This is a genomic window from Algibacter sp. L4_22 (assembly GCF_023473045.1).
Lineage (GTDB): Bacteria > Bacteroidota > Bacteroidia > Flavobacteriales > Flavobacteriaceae > Algibacter.
Genome location: NZ_JAMCOK010000001.1, coordinates 1,022,461 through 1,046,215, shown reverse-complemented (window position 1 = coordinate 1,046,215; position 23,755 = coordinate 1,022,461). Strand labels below are relative to the sequence as shown.

Sequence of the window (23,755 nt, the reverse complement as noted above, 5' to 3'; positions counted from 1 at the left end):
TAACATAATTTACAATACAAACCCGCTTTTTCGAGCATGCTCAATAGCTTGTTCGCTAGTTTCAACCAATAAAACAGGTGTAGTTTTGTAATCCTTGAACAATCCAGAAACACGAAGCATTTTCTTTTTATGCTTTACACTGCGTAAATAAATGGCTGAAATTCTATCGGGAAAAACCTGAGTAATTTCAATATAGATATCAGGATCGTGTTCACCGCAATCACCAATTAAAATAAATTTTAAATCGGGATAGGACTTTAATAAATTTATGATTTCCCTTTGTTTTTCTGGCTTTTCATCTTTAGATTTTCGTTTAAAAACACTCGGAAATTTCCTTAAAATTATAGGACCAGCAGGAAATTTATTTTGCTTTAAAAAATAATCCAAATATCTATAAAGATTCCAAGGACTATGGCTTACGTAAAAAATAGGATTAGCTTCATGTCCCGCCTTTCCTTTATGTAATAACTTATAAAATTCTGCAGCACCTTCTAAAGGTAATCGTTTTCCTGCCGACTTTAAAAACGTGTTAAAAAGCACTCGCCATTTAAACATAGAAACAATACCGGTATGCAAAATAGTATCATCAATATCGCTTATAACACCAAACCGCGCACTACCAGAAGGAATAAGCATATGTGCAGAAAACTTATTCTCAAACTGAATTTCTCGTTTTACAAGTTTATTTTTAAAAGAAAATTCAAATCGAACCCAACCTTCATCATCTTGATACTTACAAATATCATCAACCGTTTCATCTAATAGAAAATAACCTCTTTCGTCTGTTTTGGTATAAAATAAGCTATCATCGCCAAGTTTAACAACTAGTTCAGCATGTTTTATTTCATCGGTTTCAAAACGTTTCCATGCATTAATGAGTAGTTTTAAAACACTTTTTTGTTCCAAATCAATACTTTCATCTTCTATAGCTCGACCACGTAAATACACACGGCTGCCAGTGCCATAAGTTTTAAATGCTATAATTTGAACGGGATCTTTTTTGAACATACAGATTACAAAAATACAAAAAACCACGCTTACACGTGGTTTTTAAAAATTACTAAAAAAAGAAGTCTAATCTAATTTAGAACATCTTCTTCAACTTTATTCATATCATTTTGTATTTCGATAATTACATCTTTACCATCTTCATTTAAAGTCGCAAGATTTTTCTTTACCTCAGCTTCTGTACCTTCAAAATTCTCATAAGTTGTAGAACCTTCTCCATTTTTTGTCATTACCGTTTTCACAATGGCTTTTACAGTGCCATCGTCATTTTTATGTATTTGAACATTTACTTCTTTTTTAACTTCAACTTGCTCTATACCATCCGTTTTATTAACATAAGCAGCAACATCATTGGAAGATATTGCAATACTTGGAGCGATAACCAAAGCCACAACCGACATTAATTTCAATAGAATATTTAATGAAGGTCCAGACGTGTCTTTAAATGGATCTCCAACCGTATCTCCTACAACGGCTGCTTTATGAGCATCGGTTCCTTTTCTACCTTGCTCTTCAATAGTTTTCTTAGCATTATCCCAAGCACCACCAGCATTAGACTGAAAGATAGCCATAAGCACACCACAAGTTGTTACTCCGGCTAAAAGCCCACCTAACATTTCGGCACCACCAATAAAACCAACCGCAACAGGTACAGCAATCGCCAATAACCCTGGCAATACCATTTCTCTAATAGATGCTTTTGTAGAAATATCAACACATTTATCGTATTCAGCATAACCATCGGCCGCATCAAAAATAGCACGATCTTCTTTAGTCGCTTTAGACATATCCGAATCGTATTTACGCATTACAGCCAAAGCTGCTTTTAATTGAGGTATATCTCTAAATTGTCTTCGTACTTCTTCTATCATTGCCATAGCAGCACGCCCTACCGCATTCATTGATAATGCAGAAAAAACAAATGGTAACATACCTCCTACTAATAAACCAGCCATAATCTGTGGTTGAGATACATCAATTGCGGTTACGCCAGCTGTTTTCATAAAAGCAGCAAATAAGGCTAATGCCGTTAACGCTGCCGAAGCAATAGCAAATCCTTTACCAACTGCTGCAGTTGTATTACCAACAGCATCTAATTTATCCGTACGCTCACGTACTTCTTTTGGCAATTCTGCCATTTCTGCAATTCCACCAGCATTGTCACAAATTGGTCCATACGCATCAACTGCTAACTGAATCCCTGTATTAGCTAGCATACCAACGGCTGCAATAGCAATACCATATAATCCAGCAAAATAATGAGACACCATAATTGCTGCAGCAATTAATAAAATAGGAATCATTGTAGACATCATACCTACACCTAAGCCTGCTATAATATTTGTAGCAGCGCCTGTTTCCGACTGCTCAACAATAGACATAACAGGTTTTTTACCTGTAGCCGTATAATATTCTGTTATTTTACCAACACCTAAACCTGCAACCAAGCCTGCTATAGTTGCCCAAAACACACCCATAGCACCAAAAGGTAATCCTTCAACAGATTCTGGAATTAATGCTTTAATAATAAAATAAGAAGCCACAACCATTAATCCGGCTGAGCCAAACTCACCTATATTTAATGCTGTTTGTGGGTTCCCTCCATCTTTTACTTTCACAAAAAATGTGCCTAGTATAGACATTACAATTCCAACAGCTCCCAAAACTAAAGGAAGATACACAGCTCCTAAACCATTGAAATCTGGAGTTAAAATAAAAGCTCCTAAAACCATGGTACCTATAATAGAACCAACATAAGACTCGAATAAATCGGCTCCCATACCAGCTACATCTCCAACATTATCACCAACATTATCCGCAATAGTTGCAGGGTTTAATGGATGGTCTTCAGGAATTCCTGCTTCAACCTTACCAACCAAATCGGCTCCAACATCGGCAGCTTTGGTATAAATACCTCCACCAACACGGGCAAATAAGGCAATAGATGATGCTCCAAGAGAAAAACCAGAAAGCACATTAAGTACTAAAGATAAATTCTCTGGACCAGACCACATGTTTTGATAAAGCATAAATAATCCGCTTAATCCTAAAATACCTAAACCTACAACACCAAGCCCCATAACGGCACCGCCTGCAAAAGCAACTTCTAAGGCTTTCCCTAAAGAAGTACGCGCAGCGTTTGTAGTTCTAACATTAGCTTTCGTGGCTACCTTCATACCAATAAATCCAGCTAATGCTGAACAAATAGCGCCAACAATAAAAGATACAGCTACCATACCATGAGAGCCCATTTCGGCATCTCCTTTAAAATATAATAAGATAGCTACAGCTACCACAAAAATTGATAAGATTTTGTATTCTGCTTTAAGAAAAGACATCGCTCCATCGGCAATATTCTTGGCTATTCTAATCATTTTTTCATCGCCTTGATCTTGCTTAGTAACCCAAGCACTTTTTATAAAGACGAACAATAATGCTCCAATTCCGAAAAGAGGTAAAAATTTTATTATTAATTCCATATTAGTTAGATGGTTTTGGGTTAGTTAATTTTTTCCAAAGCTAAAAATAAGGAAATATAATTAATAAAAAAAGCCACCTTTAGTTAAAGATGACTCATTTATTATACGATATTTTAAGAATCTACTAATTAGATAGTAAAAGTGCGTTTTTTCTTGTGCTCGCTTTTATCATAACGATCTACACATTCATGATAAATTTTTACAGCTTCCTCTGCATTTCCCCAACCACCTGTATCAACTTTTTTCTTCTCTAAATCTTTATATACTTGAAAGAAATGTTCTATTTCTTTTAATCTGTGTGGGTTTAAATCAGCAATATCCATTTTATTACTCCAAATAGGATCTGATACTGGTACGCAAATAATTTTTTCATCCGGACCTTTTTCATCAGTCATATAAAAAACACCAATTGGGCGAACTTCCATTACAACCATTGGGAATGTAGGTTGATGACCTAAAACTAATACATCTAAAGGATCTTTATCTAACGCTAATGTTTCGGGAATAAACCCATAATCACCAGGATACATCATTGAAGAAAATAACATACGGTCAAAACGGATTTTGTGTAATGTAAAATCGTATTCGTATTTATTTCTACTTCCTTTTGGTATTTCAATTAAAACATCAAAAGTTAAGGGTTGTGCTTGCTTTTTACTCATATTAAATCTTATTTTATATTTATCCTTTTAAGAAAGGATTTTATTTCTATATCAGAATACAAATGTACTGAACACGAAAGCAGTAAACAAGATAAAACAACTAGTTTTAATACAAAACAGTAAGCTTAATCCAAATTTCACCTTATCCTAATTCATGATTTAAAAGATAATTCTTCTATAATTTCATGTTTTTTTCTTACCAAAAAAAGATCTGTTTTTATAAAAGTCTTACATTAATTATAAAGCTTATCTATAATTAGTATCTTGTATTTTTTAATATATCAATATATAACCATCACGATATGCGATTACTCCCTATTATAATTTTCACTTTTCTACTTAACTTTAGTTTAAATGCACAAACTAAACCTTGGCAAGGTAAATTTGAACCTATTGATAATTTAATTGCTGCACCAAATACTTACCGCACAGCAAGTGGTGCTCCCGGTAAAGATTATTGGCAACAGCGCGCTAACTATAAAATAAAAGCAACAATAGATGAAAAAACTAACACCCTTACAGGAGAAGAAACTATAACATATTTTAATAATTCTCCAGATGAGCTAACCTATTTATGGCTTCAGTTAGAACAAAATGTAAACAAAAAAGAGAATGAAGATTTTGGTAGTATCAATAATGAGATGAAAGATTTTATTACTACTAGAAAAATGCAATTTCTTACCCGAACTATTGACTTTCCTGCGGGTTACTCTATAAAGCAGATAAAAGACGCTAATAACCAAAACCTAAAAATCATGATAAATAACACCATGATGAAGGTTAAATTGAATGAACCTCTAAAATCTGGTGAACAAATTAGTTTTTCTATCGCATGGTCTTACCCAATAACAGATAGAAGTATGTACACATTATCTAGAGAAGGTTATGAGTATTTCCCTGAAGATGACAACAATGCATATTTAATTGCTCATTGGTTTCCTAGAATGGCCGTTTACAGCGATACTGAAGGTTGGCAAAACCAACAATTTCAAAAGCTTGGCGAGTTTGCCTTAGAATTTGGAGATTACGATGTTGAGATTACCGTTCCTGCAGATCATATAATTGCTGCAACTGGCACATTAGAAAATAGTGAATCCGTACTTACAAAAACACAGCTTAAACGCTTGAAGGACGCTAAAACCAGTTTCGAAAAACCGATAATGATAATTACTAAAGAAGAAGCTGATCTCAACAAAAAGAATAAATCCACCAATAAAAAAACATGGAAATTTAACGCAAAAAATGTTCGGGATTTTGCATTTGCATCATCTAGAAAATTTATGTGGGATGCTCAAGCTGTAAAATTACCTACTAATACAGTAATGGCTATGTCGTTTTATCCAAAAGAAGGTTTACCCGTTTGGCAGGAAGAATCTACAAGAGCTATTAAAAATGCACTTGAAGTATATTCAAACGCAACTTTCGACTACCCTTACCCCGTTGCTATTTCCGTTAACACGTCTAATATTGGCATGGAATTCCCAATGATTAGTTTTAATGGTGGCCGTCCAAAAAATGGTAAAATAAGCGAAAAAGCTAAAGCAGGTATGATTGGCACCATCATCCATGAAGTAGGACACAACTGGTTCCCAATGATTGTAAGTTCCGACGAACGTAAATGGATGTGGATGGACGAAGGATTAAATACTTTTTTACACCAACGCACATTAAAAGAACGTTACCCAAATTACAGCCACGTTACACCTAAAAAAATTGTCCCGTTTATGACTGGCGACAAAAACATTTTACGCCCAATAATGACAACATCGGATAATGAATTATTCAATCAATTTGGAGCTAATTTTTATATTAAACCAACCGTTGGCTTACAAATGTTACGTAATTCAATTATAGGTAAAGACTTATTTGATGAAGCTTTTAGAGAATATGCCAACCGATGGAAATACAAACACCCAAATCCAGCAGATTTATTTAGAACCTTAGAAGATGCTACAGCAACCGATTTAGACTGGTTTTACAAAGGTTGGTTTTTTACAACAGATTATGTTGATTTAGAATTAAGCAATATAAAATGGTTTAAAGTACATGAGGAAAACTCCAATTTAGAAGGCAAAAACACAACCTTGAATGCCAAGATAGAAATGAGTGGTCCTCATGGAGAAACAACAGCTAAAGATTTCTCGAATGGGCCAGAAATTATTAATATGATTTCGACTCCCGATAAAGATTACGGACAATTTACTTCACGTTTAGATGAATCTGAAATGCGCAAACAGCTTTCTGGAAAAAACATTTATGAAATTACAGTTAAAAACATTGGAGGTTTAGTAATGCCCGTTATTGTTGAATGGATTTATTCTGATGGTTCTTCGGAAATTGATAGAATTCCGGCTCAAATATGGAGAAGAAACGAATATGAAATCAAGAAAACCTTTATAAAAAATAAAGAAGTTGTTAAGGTGAATTTGGATCCTAATTTTGAGCTTGCAGATACCGATATGAATAACAATAGCTTTCCTAAAACAGATTCAAAATCGGAGTTTGATAGGTTTAAATCCAAAAAATCGAACTAAGCTTTTTTAAAATTATAAATAAAAAAAACCAACTAAATATTTTAGTTGGTTTTTTTATTTGATTAAGATATCACTATTTTTAAGCTTCTTTTTTCTTCTTCTTAAAACTCATAATCACCAAAATAATCATTCCGGTTGTTACCGATAAATCGGCCATATTAAAAATACCTGTTCTAAAAATACCTCCTAAATCAATAAAGAAAAAATCGGTTACAGAACCATAAACTACACGGTCGTAAACATTAGCAATACCACCACCAATAATACTAGCAAAAGCAAAAAGAGATAAATTATCTAAGCTTGTATCTTTTAAAATATGACGCAAAACAAAAGCTAAAACAATAATAGGCAGAATTAATAATAAAATAATTCTAAGTGTTGGGTTTAGATCGCTTCCCATACCTAAAAAAGCTCCTGTGTTTTCAACATTCATTAAAATAAAAGCATCCCCAATTAGCGAAATACGTTCTCCAGGATGAAGATCTGTGCGTCCAACAATATTATTTCGAACTAATATTTTAGAAATTTGATCAACAGCAATAGTCAAAACAATAACTAAAATAATGTAAATCGAGCGTTTTGTAATTTTCATTTACTTATTTGTATCTAACGTTGCAGAAGCCGTTTCCGAAGCTCTATTAATTTTTTTAACTAAACCTTGTAAAACTTTACCGGGACCTACTTCAGTAAATAAAGTAGCACCATCGTTTATCATTTGTTGTACAGATTGCGTCCAACGTACAGGCGCAGTAAGTTGCAAAATTAGATTCGCTTTTATTTCCGATTCATCGGTAACCGCACTTGCCGTTACGTTTTGATAAATTGGACAATTTGGTTTACTAAATTTTGTGTTTTCAATAGCTGCCGCTAATTCTTCTCGAGCAGGCTCCATCATTGGTGAGTGAAATGCACCACCAACAGGTAATACTAAAGCACGACGTGCTCCAGCTTCTTTCAAAGCCTCACAAGCTTTATTTATAGCTTCAATTTCTCCCGAAATCACTAATTGACCTGGACAGTTATAATTTGCAGGAACAACAACACCTTCTATGGTTTTACATATTTTTTCTACTACAGCATCTTCTAAACCTAAAACTGCAGCCATAGTACTTGGCTTTAACTCGCAAGCTTTTTGCATCGCAATAGCACGTTGAGAAACCAGTTTTAAACCGTCTTCAAAAGTTAATGCTCCATTGGCAACTAATGCTGAAAATTCACCTAAAGAATGTCCTGCTACCATATCTGGTTTAAAACTTTCGCCTAAAGTTTTCGCTAAAATTACCGAGTGTAAAAATATAGCTGGTTGTGTAACTTTGGTTTGTTTTAAGTCTTCCGCAGAACCTTCAAACATAATGTCGGTAATGTGAAAACCTAATATATCGTTAGCTTTTTCGAATAAACTTTGTGCTAAAGGAGAGTTTTCATAAAGGTCTAAACCCATTCCTGAAAATTGTGCGCCTTGGCCTGGAAAAATATATGCGTTCATAAGTTGATCTATTTTTTAGTGCTGCAAAAATAACAATTATTAACTATTATCTATGGATTTAATCATTTTAGCCGGATTTCCTGCAATAAAAACATCATCTAAAAAAATTCTAGTAACCACCGAACCTACACCAAACACTACATTATATCCAATAACGATACCTAGACAAATAGTAATATTTCAACCAATCCAAATGTTATTACCTGTTTTTATGTTGTAACTATAATCGCAATAAGAAGCGTTTTTATATAAAGTTTTTCTCCTGTATTAGGCATCAACACTTTAAAAACAGCTTCGCATTATATTTTCTCTATAACACTAAGTGTGTTTATTTTATCTAAATGAATTCGGATTTCGAAACGTTCTTAAATAAGCGTTTCATCTTCGGTATTGAATAAATTTCCCGCAATCATTTTTTCTTTTTCAGTCATAAAAATGAAGTATAAAGACCCTGGAGACTATAAGTTTTCCGTTGCCGCTTCTGCACAACGCTCACCATCCATAGCAGCTGAAACAATACCGCCTGCATAACCACCACCTTCACCACAAGGAAATAAATTAGAAATTTGAGGGTGCGCCAAATTTTCTTTTCGAGGAATAGAAACTGGAGACGATGTTCTAGATTCCACACCAACAACATTAGCCTCTTCGGTGTAATACCCTTTCATTTTTTGTCCGAAAGCTTCAAACCCTTTTCTTAATCTGCTTCCTATAAATTTTGGTAAAAGCGAATGTAATGGCGCTGAATTTAATCCCGGTTGGTATGAAGTTGGATTTAAACTTGACGATAGATTACCTTTTACAAAATCGGTTAATCTCTGGGCTGGAGCTACTTGACTTCTTCCGCCTGCAGTAAAAGCTAATCGCTCTAAATTCTTTTGATATTCTAAACCTTTTAATGGGCCGAATTGCTCGTATTTAGGTAAATCTTTGTTCACATCAATTTCAACCACAATACCCGAATTGGCAAATAAATTATTCCGCTTCGACGGCGACATACCATTTACTACAACTTCACCATTTGCAGTCGCTGCCGGAACAATAAATCCGCCTGGACACATACAAAATGAATAAACACCACGTTCGTTAACTTGTTGCACTAACCCATAAGATGCGGCAGGCAAAAGCTCGTGACGATCTCCAGAACAATGGTATTGAATAGAATCGATAATATGTTGCGGGTGCTCAACACGAACACCCATTGCAAATGATTTTGCTTCTAAGGCTATTTCTTTTTTATGAAGTAAATAAAAGATGTCTCTTGCAGAATGACCAGTTGCTAAGATAACTTGATCTACTGGGATTTCTTCTTTATTAAGAAGTTGAATAGCTTTGATGCTATTATCTTTTATAATGAAATCGGTAACTCGTGTTTCAAAATGCACTTCTCCACCATAATTTAAAATGGTTTCACGAATATTCTGTACCACTTTTGGAAGTTTATTTGTTCCTATATGTGGATGTGCATCAACTAAAATTTGATCGGTTGCTCCATGAAAAACTAAGTTTTCAAAAATACGGCGTACATCACCACGTTTTAAACTTCGTGTGTAAAGTTTTCCATCACTATAAGTTCCTGCTCCACCTTCTCCAAAACAATAGTTAGAATCTTCGTTTACAAAATGATCTTGGTTTATAGCTTTTAAATCACGACGACGATCTTTAACATTTTTTCCACGTTCTAAAACAATAGGTTTAAAACCTAGTTCTATACAACGCAACGCCGCATACATGCCTGCAGGTCCAAAACCAATAATATGAATGGGCTTAGCTTTTGAAACATCTTTGTAATCGAAAGTATAATCGGATTTTTCCGGTAAAGCTTCGCGAATATAAACAGCTACTTTATAGTTGAGAATTATTTTAGGTTTTCTAGCATCTATAGATTTTCGTAAAACTTTTACACCCGTAATATCTTCACGATCAATATCTAATTTTAAAGCAGACTTTAAAACGAGAATATCACTGCGTTCTTCTTCTTTTAATGAAATACGAAGTTGAAGTTCTTTTACCATAAATATTGAAATTCTGTATAGAAATTAAATGAGAAAATATGCTGATTATTTTCTTTCGTAAGTCTGAAAAGTAAATTCGTAATCATGCTTTCCATCTTTACTATGAAACTTATGTGCCGTTTCTTTCCAAATCGACATATCAATTTTCGGGAAGTACGTATCGGCCTCAAAACTTTCATGCACTCTTGTAATCTCAATTTTATCTGCTATCGCCAGTGCTTGTCTATAAATTTCACCACCACCTATAATGTAAGGTTGTAAATCGCTTTTACAAGCTATAACAGCTTCTTCTAAGCTATTTACTAAAATAACGCCCTCAGGTGCTTTATAATCACTTTGGCGCGTAATTACAACATGTGCACGGTTTGGTAAAGGCTTTGGGAAGCTTTCAAACGTTTTACGCCCCATAATAATATGGTGATTGTTCGTTAAGCTTTTAAATCGTTTTAAATCGTCGCTTAAATGCCATATTAGCTTATTACCTTTCCCTATCGCATCGTTTTCCGCTGCAGCGACAATAATAGTGAGTTCCTGTTTATTAGAACTTAACGGTTCTATTGCATTTTGCTCACTCTTAAAGACTTCACTTTTAACAATATGCTTTTCTTCTTTAGCTAAAGTGGTCTTTAGAGTTTCAATACGAGCTTGTTGTTTGGCTACTAGTTTTTCTAATTGTTGTTTCTCCCATGCTTTACCCATAAATTGATGCGTAATAAACACATTTAATAAATGGTATAAAAAGAAAAATGACCAAGCCAAAATAGCATACAAAAACCATTCTTTTCCAAAAAAAGTAATGTCTTTACCAATACCTAAAACGGTATTAGCGATTATTAAAAAAACTGCGCCAAGCAAAAATATAACAAAATGAATATATAATCCTTTCTTTTGCTTAATGCGTTTTTGAGCATTTTCTATAAGCTCTAATTGGTCTTTATCTATTTGTGGAGTGGGTCTTTTTTTTCCGAACATAATATAAAAATAATAGATGTAAAGTTATAACTTTTTAATGATATGCCGAAGTTTATTTAATTTGTTGTATTTTAGAGAAACACTAAGACTTAAACTCTCAAAACTATTTGAAAATCAAGCAAAAAGGCGTTTTTTTCATTGCTGATTTTATAAAAATTTTGCTGATTTTATTATTTACCGTGAATTAATGGGAATGCATATTAATAAATTGATAATTTTTTGATGTTAAGGCTTCTAAATGATAATGCATTTAATAAACTTTTATAAATTTGTAACATAAACAACATTTTTTACTATGGCTATTAAAAAACAATATTTAAAAAGCAAACCTGTTTGTAAAGTAACTTTTACTTTAGAAGCTGAGGCAGCAAAAAAAGTTTCTATTGTTGGAAGCTTTAATGAATGGAATGAAAAAGCAACACCGCTAAAAAAATTAAAAAACGGAACATTTAAAGGTACTGTTGATTTAGATGCTGAAAATTCTTACGAATTTAAATACCTAGTTGACGGAGCTTACGTTAATGATACTGCTGCCGATTCTTATGTTTGGAGTGATTTTGCTTCTGCTGAGAATAGTGTAGTTAGTGTATAATTACATAACTATATTTTATAAAAAAGGGCTTCTAAAATTTTAGAAGCCCTTTTTTATGTACTTTATATTTTAAATAGCAACTTTCCCTTTAATATGTGGATGCGGATTGTAATCCTCTAAAGTAAAATCACTAAAACCGAAATCGAAAATATCTTTAATTTCTGGATTCATTTTCATTTTTGGCAACGGACGAATATCTCTAGATAATTGCAATTCTAATTGCTCGTAATGGTTACTGTATATATGTGCATCTCCAAAGGTATGTATAAATTCACCAGCCTCGTAACCACAAACCTGAGCCATCATCATGGTGAATAATGCATAGGAAGCAATATTGAATGGCACTCCTAAAAAGATATCGGCACTACGTTGATAAAGCTGACATGATAATTTACCATTAGCCACATAAAACTGAAAAAATGCATGACATGGAGGAAGCGCAGCTTTTCCGTTAGCTACATTTTCACTGAACGATTTAGAATTATCTGGTAAAACCGAAGGATTCCATGCAGAGACGAGCATTCTTCGGCTATTTGGATTAGTCTTTAAGCTATGAATAACTTCCTTAATTTGATCTATTTCATCGCCATTCCAATTGCGCCATTGATATCCGTAAACAGGACCAAGATCGCCATTTTCATCTGCCCATTCGTTCCAAATACGAACACCGTTTTCGTTTAAATACTTAGTGTTAGTATCTCCTTTTAGAAACCAAAGCAGTTCGTAAATGATAGATTTAAGGTGAAGTTTTTTGGTTGTCACCATTGGAAAACCTTCGCGTAAATCGAAACGCATTTGATAACCAAAAACACTTTTTGTACCAGTACCAGTACGGTCTCCTTTTTCGTTTCCGTTTTCTAAAACGTGTTTTACTAAGTCGTGATATTGTTTCATAATTTTCGCTCCTGCGGAAACAGGGTTCTATTATTTAGTGATTGTTTATTACCATGAAATAACTATAAATAGTTAGTAACAAAATTAGTAAAAACAATTGTTTATTTAATACTGCTGTAAAATATTAAGATGTATTCTAAAATTATTATCTGCGCAGGAATTTTTTATCCAATAATCATTCCAGCAATCGTTGCAGAAATTAATGACGCAATAGTACCGCCAATTAGAGCCTTTATCCCAAATTTAGATAAGGTTTTACGTTGCCCAGGAGCTAGAGATCCAATACCTCCAATTTGAATTCCAATAGATGCAAAGTTAGCAAAACCACAAAGCATATAGGTAGCCATAATTATTGATTTCTCGTAACTTAAATGTGTTGCGCTTGCTACATCTTTTAATTCTCTTAATTGAATATACCCAATAAATTCACTTGCGGCCAATTTAATACCTAATAGCTGCCCCATTAAAGCCATATCTTCTTTAGCTACTCCAATAAGCCACATAAGCGGCGCAAAAGCATAACCTAAAATAAGTTCAATAGATAATTTAGTGTATGATGTATTACTAGCAATCCAACCGTTTACAGATGTTACATCTCCAACCCAGCCAAGAATACCATTAAACATAGCTATAAATGCCACAAACACGAGCAACATGGCACCAACATTAACTGCGAGCTTTAAACCTTCGGTAGTTCCGTTTGCAATGGCATCTAAAAAGTTAGATCCTATTTTTTCTTGAGAAACAGAAACATCGGTATTTACATCTTCCGTTTGCGGGTATAATATTTTTGAAATAACAATAGCTCCTGGCGCCGCCATAACAGACGCAGCCAACAAGTGTTTTGCATAAAACAATCTTAATTCAGGATCATCTCCACCTAAAAAACCAATGTATGCCGCTAATACAGCACCTGCAACGGTTGCCATACCACCAATCATAACCAATAGCATTTCAGATTTATTCATTTTCTCCAAATACGCCTTTATTAAAAGCGGTGCTTCAGTTTGACCTAAAAAGATATTTCCAGCAACACTTAAACTTTCTGCTCCAGATATTTTTAAGGTTTTTGAAAGCAGCCAAGCCATAGCTTTAACTACTCTTTGAATAATGCCTAAATAAAATAAGACAGATGTTAATGCAGAAAAGAATATGATAGTTGGAAGGACTTGAAACGCGAATATGAACCCAAAAGTATCCATATCGACTACCAAGCCTTCGAAAAGAAATTTACTTCCTGCCCTTGTGAAATCTAGTACATTTACAAATAAGCTACCTATAAATTCAAAGATTGTTTTTATAAATTCTACTTTTAAAACACCAATAGCAATTAAAAGTTGAAAGGCTAAACCAATAACAACAATTTTCCAATCGATAGCTTTTCGGTTACTACTAAAAAGAAAGGCTACAAAAATTAAAGTAACCATACCTAAAACACCTCGCCATAAACTAGTGATTGTAAATCCTTCACTAGGGATTATGATTGAGGTAGATGATTCTTGTGGTTTGGTAACCGCAGGTTCGGTAATTTGTTCTACTACCTTCAGCTCTGCCGTAATAACCTCTAAGGAATCTTTAGAAGTACCGCCAACTTTTTCTATAGTTTGAGTAACCTCTGTAGTTATTGTTTCGTTTACATTCTGTGCTGCTATTGTTGTTGTAAGAAACAGAAAAAAAGCAACAGTAATCAAAAACAACTTTTTCATATAAAAAACTTTGATGTGGAATTATTCTCTTTTGGAAATTTCGTCACGAATATGTGCTGCCTTTTCGTAATCTTCATTAGAAACCGCTTCTTCTAACAAATTGTTAAGTTCTTCGAGTGATTTGGCTTTATAATTTTCACCAGACTCTTGAGGCTCTAACTCATTTGCCACCAACTCATCCATTAAAATACTGTCTTCGGTTTCTTCATCCTCTTTTTTCGGATTCACTTTTAAGTAAATACCAGCTTTATCAAGAATGTTTTTAAAGGTAAAAATAGGTGCCTGAAAGCGAAGGGCTAAAGCAATAGCATCACTAGTTCGAGCATCTATAATTTCTTCAATTTTATCGCGTTCGCAAATTAAACTTGAATAAAAAACACCATCAACCAACTTGTGGATGATAACCTGCTTTACAACAATATCAAAACGGTCTGCGAAATTTTTAAATAAATCATGGGTTAAAGGTCTTGGAGGACTAATTTCTTTCTCTAAAGCAATAGCAATAGATTGCGCCTCGAAAGCACCAATAACTATAGGGAGTTTACGATCACCATCTACCTCATTTAAAATTAATGCATATGCACCATTTTGTGTTTGACTATAGGAAATTCCCTTTATGTTTAATCTTACTAAACTCATAATTAATAAAAACGCAAAGAACTGTTTAAATTAGGACTTTACCAACTGCATGATGGATAAATTCTAATTTAATCAGTTCTGAATAACATTACAATTTAAAAAAAAATAATTTATTGTTGCGCTTTAAAAGCTTTTAATTTCGTGATGAGCTCCGGAATAACCTGAAAAGCATCTCCAACTACACCGTAATCGGCTGCTTTAAAAAACGGTGCTTCCGGGTCGGTATTAACTACAACTTTTACTTTAGAAGCGTTAATACCAGCTAAATGTTGTATCGCTCCAGAAATACCGATGGCAATATATAAGTTAGATGCCACAGGTTTTCCTGTTTGTCCTACATGCTCGCCGTGTGGTCTCCATCCTAAATCTGACACTGGTTTAGAGCAAGCTGTTGCTGCGCCTAAAACTTCGGCCAATTCTTCTATCATCCCCCAATTTTCAGGACCTTTCAATCCACGACCACCAGATACTACAATTTCAGCATCGGCAATGGTTACTTTATCTGTGGCTTTATCTACAGACTCAACTTTTACAGCAAATCCTGGAATGGTAGGCGAAAAATCTTCCGCGGAAGCGCTACCACTAGTTTCAACTAATCCGAAAGCATTATTAGAAACTCCAATAATTTTTACTTCGGTATTAATTTGAATATTTTCGAATGCTTTATTTGTAAACGCCGGACGTTTTACCGTAAAAGGACTCGTGCCTGATGGTGCTGCCACTACATTAGAAGCATAACCTGCATTTAAACCCACTGCTAAAAGTGGTGCCAAATATTTACTATCTGCACTAGAACTAACAATAATTACTTTTGCGTTTTCGTTTTCGGCAGCTTGCTTAATAACACTTGCATAAGCACTAGCGTTAAAACTATTTAATTGATCACTAGTAACATGTAACACTTTATCTACTCCGTAATTACCTAAAACGGATGTATCGGTAGCGTTTACACTAACGGCTGTAACTGTTGTGCCTAATTGGTCGGCAACGGCTTTTGCGTAAGAAGCAACTTCTAATGCTGCTTTTTTAAAGTGACCTTGTTCTGATTCTGTATATACTAAAACTGACATAATTTTTTTTTAAATTTTTACTTTACGTTAAAAAGATTCCAAATAAATTTTGGGATAATTCAATTTCCAACTAAATTACTTTAGCTTCATTATGAAGTAAATTAATTAATTCGTCTAAATTATCTGGAGAAACCAAAGTAACGGCACCTTTTGGAGCGGGTTTTTCAAAAGAAACAGAAATTGTTTCAGGAGACGCATCTACAGGCTCTACAACTGTTAAAGGTTTTTTACGCGCCATCATGATACCACGCATATTCGGGATACGCAAATCGCTTTCTTCCACCAATCCTTTTTGTCCACCAATTACTAATGGTAGTGAAGTAGAAACTGTTTCTTTACCGCCATCAATTTCTCTTATCGCTGTAGCATTTGCACCGTCTATTTCAAGACTAATACAGCTATTAACAAAATTTGCATTAGTTAACCCAGCAATCATACCTGGAACCATTCCTCCATTATAATCAATAGATTCACGACCAGCCATTACTAAATCGTAACCACCATTACTAAAAACATTAGCAATTTGTTTAGCCACAGAAAAAGCATCGGTTGCAACCGTATTAACTCGTATTGCAGCATCTGCTCCAATAGCTAAGGCTTTACGTAACGTAGGTTCGGTTTCAGGACCTCCAACATTTATAACATCTATACTTGCACCTTGTTTTTCTTTAAACCACATGGCACGTGTTAATCCAAATTCATCGTAAGGATTTATCACAAATTGCACGCCATTGGCATCAAATTTAGTATTATCTTCTGTAAAATTAATCTTGGATGTGGTGTCAGGAACGTGACTAATGCACACTAATATTTTCATAATAATCGCTATTTAGTAAGAATATGTTTGTTTGAGTCTACGAAGTTAATTATATTTTTTCACAAAAGTACTATGCGTGCATAATAAATTTTAATTTCTTTTTAATTGACTTGACCCAATATTTACTAAAGCACAATTTGAAAGTATGCTTTAAAATCGATTTTTCACTAATAATTTGACAAAAAAACAGTCTACTTAGGTATATCTCGAAAATTAACCTAAATCAAAATGTAAAAAACAATATTTTTCTCGTAGAAAATATTTAATTTAGCAACTTGATTTAAAATAGATAGAATGAAGACAATTCAATTTAGAGAAGCTATTTGTGAAGCCATGAGCGAAGAAATGCGTCGTGACGAAAGCATTTACCTAATGGGAGAAGAAGTAGCAGAATATAATGGTGCTTACAAAGCATCAAAAGGAATGCTAGATGAGTTTGGAGCAAAACGTGTTATTGATACACCAATTGCTGAGCTTGGTTTTGCAGGTATAGCCATTGGTTCTACCATGACAGGTAACCGCCCAATTGTGGAATACATGACATTCAACTTCTCCTTAGTTGGAATTGATCAAATTATAAACAATGCTGCAAAAATTAGACAAATGTCTGGTGGGCAGTTCAATTGTCCTATTGTATTTCGTGGCCCAACGGGATCTGCGGGACAATTAGGAGCAACACACTCACAAGCATTTGAAAACTGGTTTGCAAACACTCCAGGTTTAAAAGTTGTTGTACCATCTAACCCATATGATGCAAAAGGACTTTTAAAAGCAGCTATTCGCGACGATGATCCTGTTATTTTTATGGAAAGTGAGCAAATGTATGGTGATAAAGGAGAAGTTCCAGAAGGCGAATACATTGTTCCAATAGGTGTTGCAGATATTAAACGTGAAGGTACCGATGTTACTATCGTATCTTTCGGTAAAATTATTAAAGAAGCTTATAAAGCTGCAGACGAGTTAGAGAAAGAAGGTATCTCTTGTGAAATTATCGATTTACGTACTGTTCGTCCGTTGGATAGAAAAGCGATTGTAGATTCTGTTAAGAAAACAAACAGATTAGTGATTTTAGAAGAAGCTTGGCCTTTTGGGAATGTAGCTACGGAAATCACTTATTTAGTGCAAAGTGAAGCATTCGATTATTTAGATGCTCCAATTATAAAAATTAACACTGCTGATACTCCAGCACCTTATTCTCCTGTTCTTTTAGCAGAATGGTTACCTAATAAGGATGAGGTTATCAAGGCAGTAAAAAAAGTATTATACAAATAAAACTGCATATTTTACGTTATTAAAACTTCATTAGCATAATTGTTGATGAAGTTTTTTCGTATAATATAATAACCTATTATTGTTTTTTGAAAGGAATGTTAATATATACAGACCATTACTTCTTTTTTGAAAACATTATTTAAATACCCCAAATGAAAATAAAATTAATTATCATATTTTTCTTTTTTGGATTAACTTCAATTGTAGCGCAAACTAAAGTAAGCGGTTATATTTTTGACGAATATAAGGAACCCGTATCTTTTGCAAACGTTTTGTTTAAAGGATCTACACAAGGAACAATAACAGATGAAAACGGAAAATTCTATCTAGAATCTGGTGAAACTTGGAGTAACCTAATTGTATCTTTTATAGGCTACGAAACCTTAGATATCCCTTTAAATAAAAAGGTTAATTACAATTTAAACTTTACGCTAAAAGAAGAAGCCTCTGCCCTAGGCCAAGTATTAATTGTTACAGGTAAACAATCTAAGAAAAACAATCCTGCCATAGATTTACTTCGTAAAATTTGGGAAAACAAGAGAAGTAACGGCCTAAAACAATTTAAACAATACGAATACGATAAATACGAAAAAGTAGAATTCGATATTAATACCATTGATAGTGCGCTTATAAAAAGTAAACTATTTAGAGGTATGGAATTCGTTTTTGACCAAGTGGACACCTCAAGTGTTACTGGTAAAACCTACTTACCTATGTTTATAAACGAAGCCGTATCTACCGTTTATGGCGACAATATTATAAACAAAGAAAAAAACGATTTAAAAGGAAATAAAAACTCTGGATTTAGCGACAACCAAATTATAATAGATTTTGTTGATGATTTATACAACGATTTTAACGTGTATGATAATTACTTAAAATTCTTTGACAAGAGTTTTGTAAGTCCGCTATCTAAAACAGGAATTAGCACCTATAACTATGTGCTATCCGATAGCTCGTTTATTGACAACAAATGGTGTTATAATATTATTTATTATCCACGCCGTAAAAATGAATTGACTTTTAAAGGTGATTTTTGGGTTGCCGACAGCACCTATGCTATTAAAGAAATTAATATGCAAGCTTCAAAAAGCGCCAATATAAACTGGGTAAAAGATATTTATATTGAACAAGAATTCGAAGTATTAAACGACTCTCTATTTTTAGTAAAACGTGATTATATGATGAGTGATTTCTCTTTCAGTAAAAAAGAAAAATCGCGAGGTGTTTACGGCAAACGTACTACTTTGTACAATAATTATATGTTTGATGTTGAAAAGGATAAAAAATTCTACGATGTTGAAGTTTATAATTTTGACAAAGACATCTACGATCGTGATGACACCTTTTGGTCGGAAAACAGATTAGAAAACTTAAATAAAGATGAACAAGGCGTTTATAAAATGCTAGATACTTTAAAAACCGTTAAAAAGTTTAAGCGTCTCTATAATTTAGGAAGTATATTAACCTCTGGGTATATCGAATTTAATTCGCTACCACTAGATTATGGACCTATATTTTCAACCTTTGGTTTTAACGATGTTGAAGGTTTACGTTTGCGAGCTGGAGGTAGAACTTATTTTGGAAAAAATGATTTATGGCGTTTAGAAGGTTTTATGGCTTATGGCTTTAAAGATGATAAATTTAAATATGGCATATCTGGAAAATGGCTGATAGATAAAAAAAGTCGATTAATTGTTTCTGGTGGAAACAGAAGAGATGTCGAGCAAATTGGAGCCAGTTTAACAACAAGTTCTGATGTTTTAGGACGAAGTTTAGCATCTTCATCTTTAGTGGGCACTAGCACAAACGATAAGCTAACCTCGATTAACTTAACTAGTTTAGCTGTTGAAGCTGAGCCTTGGCGTAATGTTATATTTAGAATAGGTGGAAATTACAGAACGTTAGAATCGGCATCGCCAACCTTTAGTTTAGACTATAATACTCCAGATGGACTAGAATCGGAAATTAAACAATTTGAATCTTCTTTATCGATATCATATTTTCCAAAACGTAAAATGACAGGTTTTGGCGTTGAGCGTTTAAATGCTAACGACGATTTCGCACGTTTATTCACCCAAATATCACGTGGAGACAAAGGTATTCTTGATGGTGACTTTAATTATACAAAACTTCAATTCTCGTACATTCAGCCTTGGCAAATTGGTGGTTTTGGTCGCTTAACAACAACTGTAGAAGCAGGTAAAACCTTTGGCGAAGTTCCATTAGGCTTGTTAAGTGTTATTCCTGGAAATCAATCGTATTTCTCAATATACAATACGTTTTCTCAGCTTGATTATTACGAGTTTGTTTCTGATACTTATACATCGGTACATTTAGAGCATAATTTTAACGGACGCCTATTTTCTAGGATTCCATTTTTACGCAAATTAAATCTGAGAGAGATTGTGAGTTTTCGTGGCGTTATTGGCGGGTTATCTGATGAGAATATAGCTTTAAACAATACAGGATTACCAAACAGTATACCACTAAGCGCACCAAACAAAAATCCATATTACGAGTATGGATTTGGTATTGGAAATATTTTTAAAGTATTTAGAATTGACTTTAACTTTAGAGGAAATTATTTAAATGAAACCACTTATCCTGATGCCAGAAAATTTGGAATTACAGGAAGTTTTGGATTTAACTTCTAAGAAGTTTTTTCATTAACATAAAAAAAACGCACAAAAACAGGAGTTGTCTTTGTGCATTTTTTTTGTGCGATGGCTAGGTTATATGTAAATAAAAAGCATAAGCTTAAAGCAACTTTTTATTTGAATTAAACACCCAGCTAGTGCCTTCCTCTTATCGTTAAAACCTTAATTAATTTTACGTTTTTGAAACCAAATACCTTCTAAGCTTAAATTTATTGAAAACAAATGATAGTTTTCCTTTATCAAACCGTTAGAAATTGTGCCTTTATTACCGTAAGAGTAGCTAAAATTTATCATAGAGCTCGAATTATGTTTTAAAGGAACTCCTATTCCGAAGTTTAAAGCAGAATTACTAATTCGAGTATTATCAATCTCAATGTTTCCGTTATCATAATTAAATCCGGCGCGATATTCCAATCTATTAAAAAATTTCGATTGATTACTCCTGCTTTTAAATTGCAAACCTGCTCCAAAGAAATCCTGATCTACAAAAGTTCCTATTTGATCGGATTGATTGGTATTATTCCAAAAACTCTTCTTATAGTCTAAACTTACAGTAAAAGCCTCTTTAATTTTTGTTTGTAAACCAAACCCAAGTTCCAACGGTAGCTTAAAATCATCAAGATCAGAATCTGTTTCAATAACTTCATAAACAGAACTGGTACTAACAGTAGTAGTTCCTTCTGCATCTCCTCCAAGAGTAGTTGGTAAATTTATTATCCCACCAATAGAGGTATCGGTCGTAATATCATATTGAAACCCTGCACCCAAACGCACTCCAGAATAACGATTATCTTCCTCTATTAAAATAGAGTTAATACTATTGGTAAGAATATAATTAGTTTCTGTTTCGGTAATTTTACCAAAAAGAGCCGAAAGCGTTAATCCTAATCTAAATTTATTAGTTAAAGCATAACCATAATTTATTTTTAAATCATTGATTCCGCCTTCACCGTCAATAGTTGTGACAAATAAATCACTACTACCTTCAATATAACTTTCTATTCCAGAAATAGTATAACCTACACTGGTAAAGGGGATTAATGTAACTCCGAAACCCGATTTTTCATTAATAGGAAAAGCAATCCCTATATTAGAAAAATTGGCCGTAATATTAGAGTTAGAGCTTCCACCTTCCGCAGAAGTATTTGTTTCACCTTTAAAACCAAAATCGTAAAAAAAAGAATTCTTAGGTATTGCTCCAAACGATGCTGGATTGGAATTATTTATAAAAGTACTAGATGGTATAGCGATACCAGATTTCCCTAAACCGTTTATTTTTCCTGTACCAATATCGTTAGTTAAACCTAAACCATATAATGAGTACGGTGAACTTGACAACGCATTTGATTGCGCGTAAACCTTGCTCGAAACAATAAGCAAAAAGGTATAAAGTGTTATATATTTAATCTTCATAAATAGCATAAGTTAATTCTAGTTTCAGCTTTAAATCATCGCTCGGAGTTTCTTCTCCATTTAAAATATAGCGATCCACAGATTGGTTAAAGTCTTGTCCGTATATGGCTAAATACAAGTTGTCTTTATAAGTTGCATCTAACTTTAAGTTTAAAAAGTAAGTAACAGGGATAAAATATGTTAAGGTCTCGAATTCTTCATCACTATCTTCTAAAACAGCATAAACAGTCTCGCTCGAAGTATCGGTAAGCACACCATAAACATCTCCCTTCCTATCAATTAAATACACACTTAAAGAATCTCTAGTAAAAAGGTTTTCTGTAGATGAATTTTGTTTAATAGATATTTTTAAATTAGCATCTAAAATGCTTCCGGTTCCAGCAATATCATTTATTCTTTCAACAAAAGGGATATCAATTCTAGTAGCAAGCCCCGTTCCAGATTGAGTAAAAACGTTATCATCGGTATCCGTACTTGCAATCTGTGTTTCTTCACTTTCAAGTGTATCAAAATAAGTACCAGAATAATCGGTAGCAATATTATGAAAACTGTTAGTAGAATTTAAAGAAAATTCTATAATTTCACTTTCTTCGGCCTCGGTTTCATCATCATACGAATAATATAAACGCAAAGAGCTGGTAGTTGAAAACCCTAAAACACTCGTGTTATTTTCATCCGGACTTACTAAAATTCCTTGGTATTGATTTAAAAACTCATCACTTGTAGTAATCTCATTATCTCTAATTTTTTCATACAATTCTTCACCAAAAACATCACTAATTCTAACATGAATAGAATCTTCTTTTGTTGGGTAAGGTGTAAAAGTTCGGGAACCTATTGATGTTTCACTTACGTCAAAAGTTGTTGTATTATAAAAGTAACCATCATCCGTTTTAATATCATCTAAAACATTAAACACCTCAATACTCTGCGTCTGTGTAGTATCATTATAATAGTAATTATCATAATTTAAAACTAAAGCAATAGAATCGTAAACAGCATCATCACTAATACTAGAAAACGGATATGCCAATTGCATAAAACTTTTAGCTTTTACTTTCCCAAAAACAGGGTCTGTATAAGAGCCAACTAATAAGCGACTGGTATTTGAAACTGAAATAGAATCGAATTTAAAGGTTGAAGACTCCACCGTCATAGAATCGATAAAATAGATTTTCGTGTCTACCTTAATCCAATCTTCTCCTACTGGAACAAGATCTTCATCTTCTTCACAAGAAATTACAACTCCTATACTTAGGAAAAATAATAGAGCAGAAAACAGCTGTTTAATATTCATATAAATTAAAATTTATGCGAACCTAAATAAACACTTCTATTAAATAAAACATGTTATACAAAGTGCATGTTTTAATATGCCAAATCGGTTATTTTCCAGACCAACACTTATTAAACCGGTTGGTCTAGAAAATAACCGTGTTGGTATAGACTAATTGCTAGAATATCAATTATGTTTTTATATCGCGTTAGTAAGAAATACTTTTGACGAAAGATTAATAAAAGAAGAGATACCAAAT

Annotated in this window: 19 protein-coding genes; 5 read left to right on the top strand and 14 right to left on the bottom strand. The window is 33.5% G+C overall.

From position 1 onward, the window contains the following. Nucleotides 1-9 precede the first annotated feature (9 nt). The 3 genes from M4I23_RS04380 to M4I23_RS04370 all read right to left on the bottom strand — a co-directional run bounded on the left by M4I23_RS04380 (nucleotide 10) and on the right by M4I23_RS04370 (nucleotide 4,150). Nucleotides 10-1,008: an App1 family protein gene (locus M4I23_RS04380; RefSeq protein WP_249753560.1), complete on the bottom strand. Its 999-nt coding sequence runs from the start codon at nucleotides 1,006-1,008 to the stop codon at nucleotides 10-12. 71 nt (nucleotides 1,009-1,079) lie between these two features. Beyond that, on the bottom strand, nucleotides 1,080-3,488 hold the full coding sequence (locus M4I23_RS04375; protein ID WP_249753559.1) for a sodium-translocating pyrophosphatase: 2,409 nt from the start codon (nucleotides 3,486-3,488) through the stop codon (nucleotides 1,080-1,082). A 128-nt stretch (nucleotides 3,489-3,616) separates the two neighbouring features. Continuing rightward, entirely contained in the window at nucleotides 3,617-4,150 is a 534-nt protein-coding gene (locus tag M4I23_RS04370) for an inorganic diphosphatase (protein WP_158847244.1), read from the bottom strand. A 302-nt stretch (nucleotides 4,151-4,452) separates the two neighbouring features. Here M4I23_RS04370 and M4I23_RS04365 point away from each other — a divergent pair, with 302 nt between their 5' ends. After that, a complete protein-coding gene (locus tag M4I23_RS04365) occupies nucleotides 4,453-6,684 on the top strand; it encodes a M1 family metallopeptidase (RefSeq protein WP_249753558.1) in 2,232 nt (743 codons plus the stop codon). Nucleotides 6,685-6,763: 79 nt separating this feature from the next. Here M4I23_RS04365 and lspA read toward each other — a convergent pair whose 3' ends face one another. Then, nucleotides 6,764-7,276: a signal peptidase II gene (gene lspA, locus M4I23_RS04360; RefSeq protein WP_249753557.1), complete on the bottom strand. Its 513-nt coding sequence runs from the start codon at nucleotides 7,274-7,276 to the stop codon at nucleotides 6,764-6,766. Continuing rightward, entirely contained in the window at nucleotides 7,277-8,170 is an 894-nt protein-coding gene (gene fabD / locus M4I23_RS04355) for an ACP S-malonyltransferase (protein WP_158847238.1), read from the bottom strand. A gap of 52 nt (nucleotides 8,171-8,222) precedes the next feature. Between fabD and M4I23_RS04350 the strand changes: the two genes are divergently transcribed. Next, nucleotides 8,223-8,390 carry a hypothetical protein gene (locus M4I23_RS04350; protein WP_249753556.1) on the top strand — a complete coding sequence of 56 codons (168 nt, stop codon included), beginning with the start codon at nucleotides 8,223-8,225 and terminating at the stop codon, nucleotides 8,388-8,390. Between the two features lie 238 nt (nucleotides 8,391-8,628). Here M4I23_RS04350 and M4I23_RS04345 read toward each other — a convergent pair whose 3' ends face one another. Next, nucleotides 8,629-10,185, bottom strand: a complete 1,557-nt coding sequence (locus M4I23_RS04345) for an NAD(P)/FAD-dependent oxidoreductase (protein WP_249753555.1) — start codon at nucleotides 10,183-10,185, stop codon at nucleotides 8,629-8,631. Between the two features lie 45 nt (nucleotides 10,186-10,230). Continuing rightward, nucleotides 10,231-11,157: a dihydrofolate reductase gene (locus M4I23_RS04340; RefSeq protein ID WP_249753554.1), complete on the bottom strand. Its 927-nt coding sequence runs from the start codon at nucleotides 11,155-11,157 to the stop codon at nucleotides 10,231-10,233. 295 nt (nucleotides 11,158-11,452) lie between these two features. On the opposite strand from M4I23_RS04340, the gene M4I23_RS04335 reads away from it, so the two are divergent. Beyond that, on the top strand, nucleotides 11,453-11,749 hold the full coding sequence (locus tag M4I23_RS04335) for an isoamylase early set domain-containing protein (RefSeq protein ID WP_158847230.1): 297 nt from the start codon (nucleotides 11,453-11,455) through the stop codon (nucleotides 11,747-11,749). A gap of 69 nt (nucleotides 11,750-11,818) precedes the next feature. Here the strand turns inward: M4I23_RS04335 and M4I23_RS04330 are convergent, their stop codons facing one another. The 5 genes from M4I23_RS04330 to M4I23_RS04310 form a co-directional block, all read right to left on the bottom strand. Further along, nucleotides 11,819-12,643, bottom strand: coding sequence for a thymidylate synthase (locus M4I23_RS04330; RefSeq protein ID WP_249753553.1), 825 nt, complete (start codon nucleotides 12,641-12,643; stop codon nucleotides 11,819-11,821). Nucleotides 12,644-12,807: 164 nt separating this feature from the next. Beyond that, nucleotides 12,808-14,349, bottom strand: a complete 1,542-nt coding sequence (locus tag M4I23_RS04325) for a NupC/NupG family nucleoside CNT transporter (protein ID WP_233267628.1) — start codon at nucleotides 14,347-14,349, stop codon at nucleotides 12,808-12,810. Nucleotides 14,350-14,370: 21 nt separating this feature from the next. Continuing rightward, complete coding sequence (locus M4I23_RS04320) at nucleotides 14,371-14,988, bottom strand: bifunctional nuclease family protein (protein WP_158847226.1); 618 nt, start codon at nucleotides 14,986-14,988, stop codon at nucleotides 14,371-14,373. A 110-nt stretch (nucleotides 14,989-15,098) separates the two neighbouring features. Then, nucleotides 15,099-16,058: an electron transfer flavoprotein subunit alpha/FixB family protein gene (locus M4I23_RS04315; protein ID WP_249753552.1), complete on the bottom strand. Its 960-nt coding sequence runs from the start codon at nucleotides 16,056-16,058 to the stop codon at nucleotides 15,099-15,101. 70 nt (nucleotides 16,059-16,128) lie between these two features. Continuing rightward, nucleotides 16,129-16,875, bottom strand: coding sequence for an electron transfer flavoprotein subunit beta/FixA family protein (locus tag M4I23_RS04310; RefSeq protein ID WP_249753551.1), 747 nt, complete (start codon nucleotides 16,873-16,875; stop codon nucleotides 16,129-16,131). Between the two features lie 294 nt (nucleotides 16,876-17,169). Between M4I23_RS04310 and M4I23_RS04305 the strand changes: the two genes are divergently transcribed. Next, entirely contained in the window at nucleotides 17,170-18,147 is a 978-nt protein-coding gene (locus M4I23_RS04305) for a pyruvate dehydrogenase complex E1 component subunit beta (RefSeq protein WP_158847220.1), read from the top strand. A 152-nt stretch (nucleotides 18,148-18,299) separates the two neighbouring features. After that, complete coding sequence (locus M4I23_RS04300; RefSeq protein ID WP_158847218.1) at nucleotides 18,300-20,804, top strand: DUF5686 and carboxypeptidase-like regulatory domain-containing protein; 2,505 nt, start codon at nucleotides 18,300-18,302, stop codon at nucleotides 20,802-20,804. 165 nt (nucleotides 20,805-20,969) lie between these two features. Here the strand turns inward: M4I23_RS04300 and M4I23_RS04295 are convergent, their stop codons facing one another. Further along, nucleotides 20,970-22,220, bottom strand: a complete 1,251-nt coding sequence (locus M4I23_RS04295; protein WP_249753550.1) for a hypothetical protein — start codon at nucleotides 22,218-22,220, stop codon at nucleotides 20,970-20,972. Continuing rightward, complete coding sequence (locus tag M4I23_RS04290; RefSeq protein WP_249753549.1) at nucleotides 22,210-23,517, bottom strand: DUF4270 family protein; 1,308 nt, start codon at nucleotides 23,515-23,517, stop codon at nucleotides 22,210-22,212. The genes M4I23_RS04295 and M4I23_RS04290 overlap by 11 nt, the downstream gene beginning before the upstream one ends. Nucleotides 23,518-23,755: the final 238 nt, after the last annotated feature.

What these genes read in the sequence shown, in the direction of transcription:
- M4I23_RS04295 (WP_249753550.1), bottom strand. Translation starts at nt 22,220, where the DNA reads ATGAAGATTAAATATATAACACTTTATACCTTTTTGCTTATTGTTTCG.
- lspA (WP_249753557.1), bottom strand. Translation starts at nt 7,276, where the DNA reads ATGAAAATTACAAAACGCTCGATTTACATTATTTTAGTTATTGTTTTG.
- M4I23_RS04305 (WP_158847220.1), top strand. Translation starts at nt 17,170, where the DNA reads ATGAAGACAATTCAATTTAGAGAAGCTATTTGTGAAGCCATGAGCGAA.
- M4I23_RS04320 (WP_158847226.1), bottom strand. Translation starts at nt 14,988, where the DNA reads ATGAGTTTAGTAAGATTAAACATAAAGGGAATTTCCTATAGTCAAACA.
- M4I23_RS04350 (WP_249753556.1), top strand. Translation starts at nt 8,223, where the DNA reads ATGGATTTAATCATTTTAGCCGGATTTCCTGCAATAAAAACATCATCT.
- M4I23_RS04345 (WP_249753555.1), bottom strand. Translation starts at nt 10,185, where the DNA reads ATGGTAAAAGAACTTCAACTTCGTATTTCATTAAAAGAAGAAGAACGC.
- M4I23_RS04380 (WP_249753560.1), bottom strand. Translation starts at nt 1,008, where the DNA reads ATGTTCAAAAAAGATCCCGTTCAAATTATAGCATTTAAAACTTATGGC.
- fabD (WP_158847238.1), bottom strand. Translation starts at nt 8,170, where the DNA reads ATGAACGCATATATTTTTCCAGGCCAAGGCGCACAATTTTCAGGAATG.
- M4I23_RS04330 (WP_249753553.1), bottom strand. Translation starts at nt 12,643, where the DNA reads ATGAAACAATATCACGACTTAGTAAAACACGTTTTAGAAAACGGAAAC.
- M4I23_RS04375 (WP_249753559.1), bottom strand. Translation starts at nt 3,488, where the DNA reads ATGGAATTAATAATAAAATTTTTACCTCTTTTCGGAATTGGAGCATTA.
- M4I23_RS04300 (WP_158847218.1), top strand. Translation starts at nt 18,300, where the DNA reads ATGAAAATAAAATTAATTATCATATTTTTCTTTTTTGGATTAACTTCA.
- M4I23_RS04315 (WP_249753552.1), bottom strand. Translation starts at nt 16,058, where the DNA reads ATGTCAGTTTTAGTATATACAGAATCAGAACAAGGTCACTTTAAAAAA.
- M4I23_RS04365 (WP_249753558.1), top strand. Translation starts at nt 4,453, where the DNA reads ATGCGATTACTCCCTATTATAATTTTCACTTTTCTACTTAACTTTAGT.
- M4I23_RS04310 (WP_249753551.1), bottom strand. Translation starts at nt 16,875, where the DNA reads ATGAAAATATTAGTGTGCATTAGTCACGTTCCTGACACCACATCCAAG.
- M4I23_RS04290 (WP_249753549.1), bottom strand. Translation starts at nt 23,517, where the DNA reads ATGAATATTAAACAGCTGTTTTCTGCTCTATTATTTTTCCTAAGTATA.
- M4I23_RS04325 (WP_233267628.1), bottom strand. Translation starts at nt 14,349, where the DNA reads ATGAAAAAGTTGTTTTTGATTACTGTTGCTTTTTTTCTGTTTCTTACA.
- M4I23_RS04335 (WP_158847230.1), top strand. Translation starts at nt 11,453, where the DNA reads ATGGCTATTAAAAAACAATATTTAAAAAGCAAACCTGTTTGTAAAGTA.
- M4I23_RS04340 (WP_249753554.1), bottom strand. Translation starts at nt 11,157, where the DNA reads ATGTTCGGAAAAAAAAGACCCACTCCACAAATAGATAAAGACCAATTA.
- M4I23_RS04370 (WP_158847244.1), bottom strand. Translation starts at nt 4,150, where the DNA reads ATGAGTAAAAAGCAAGCACAACCCTTAACTTTTGATGTTTTAATTGAA.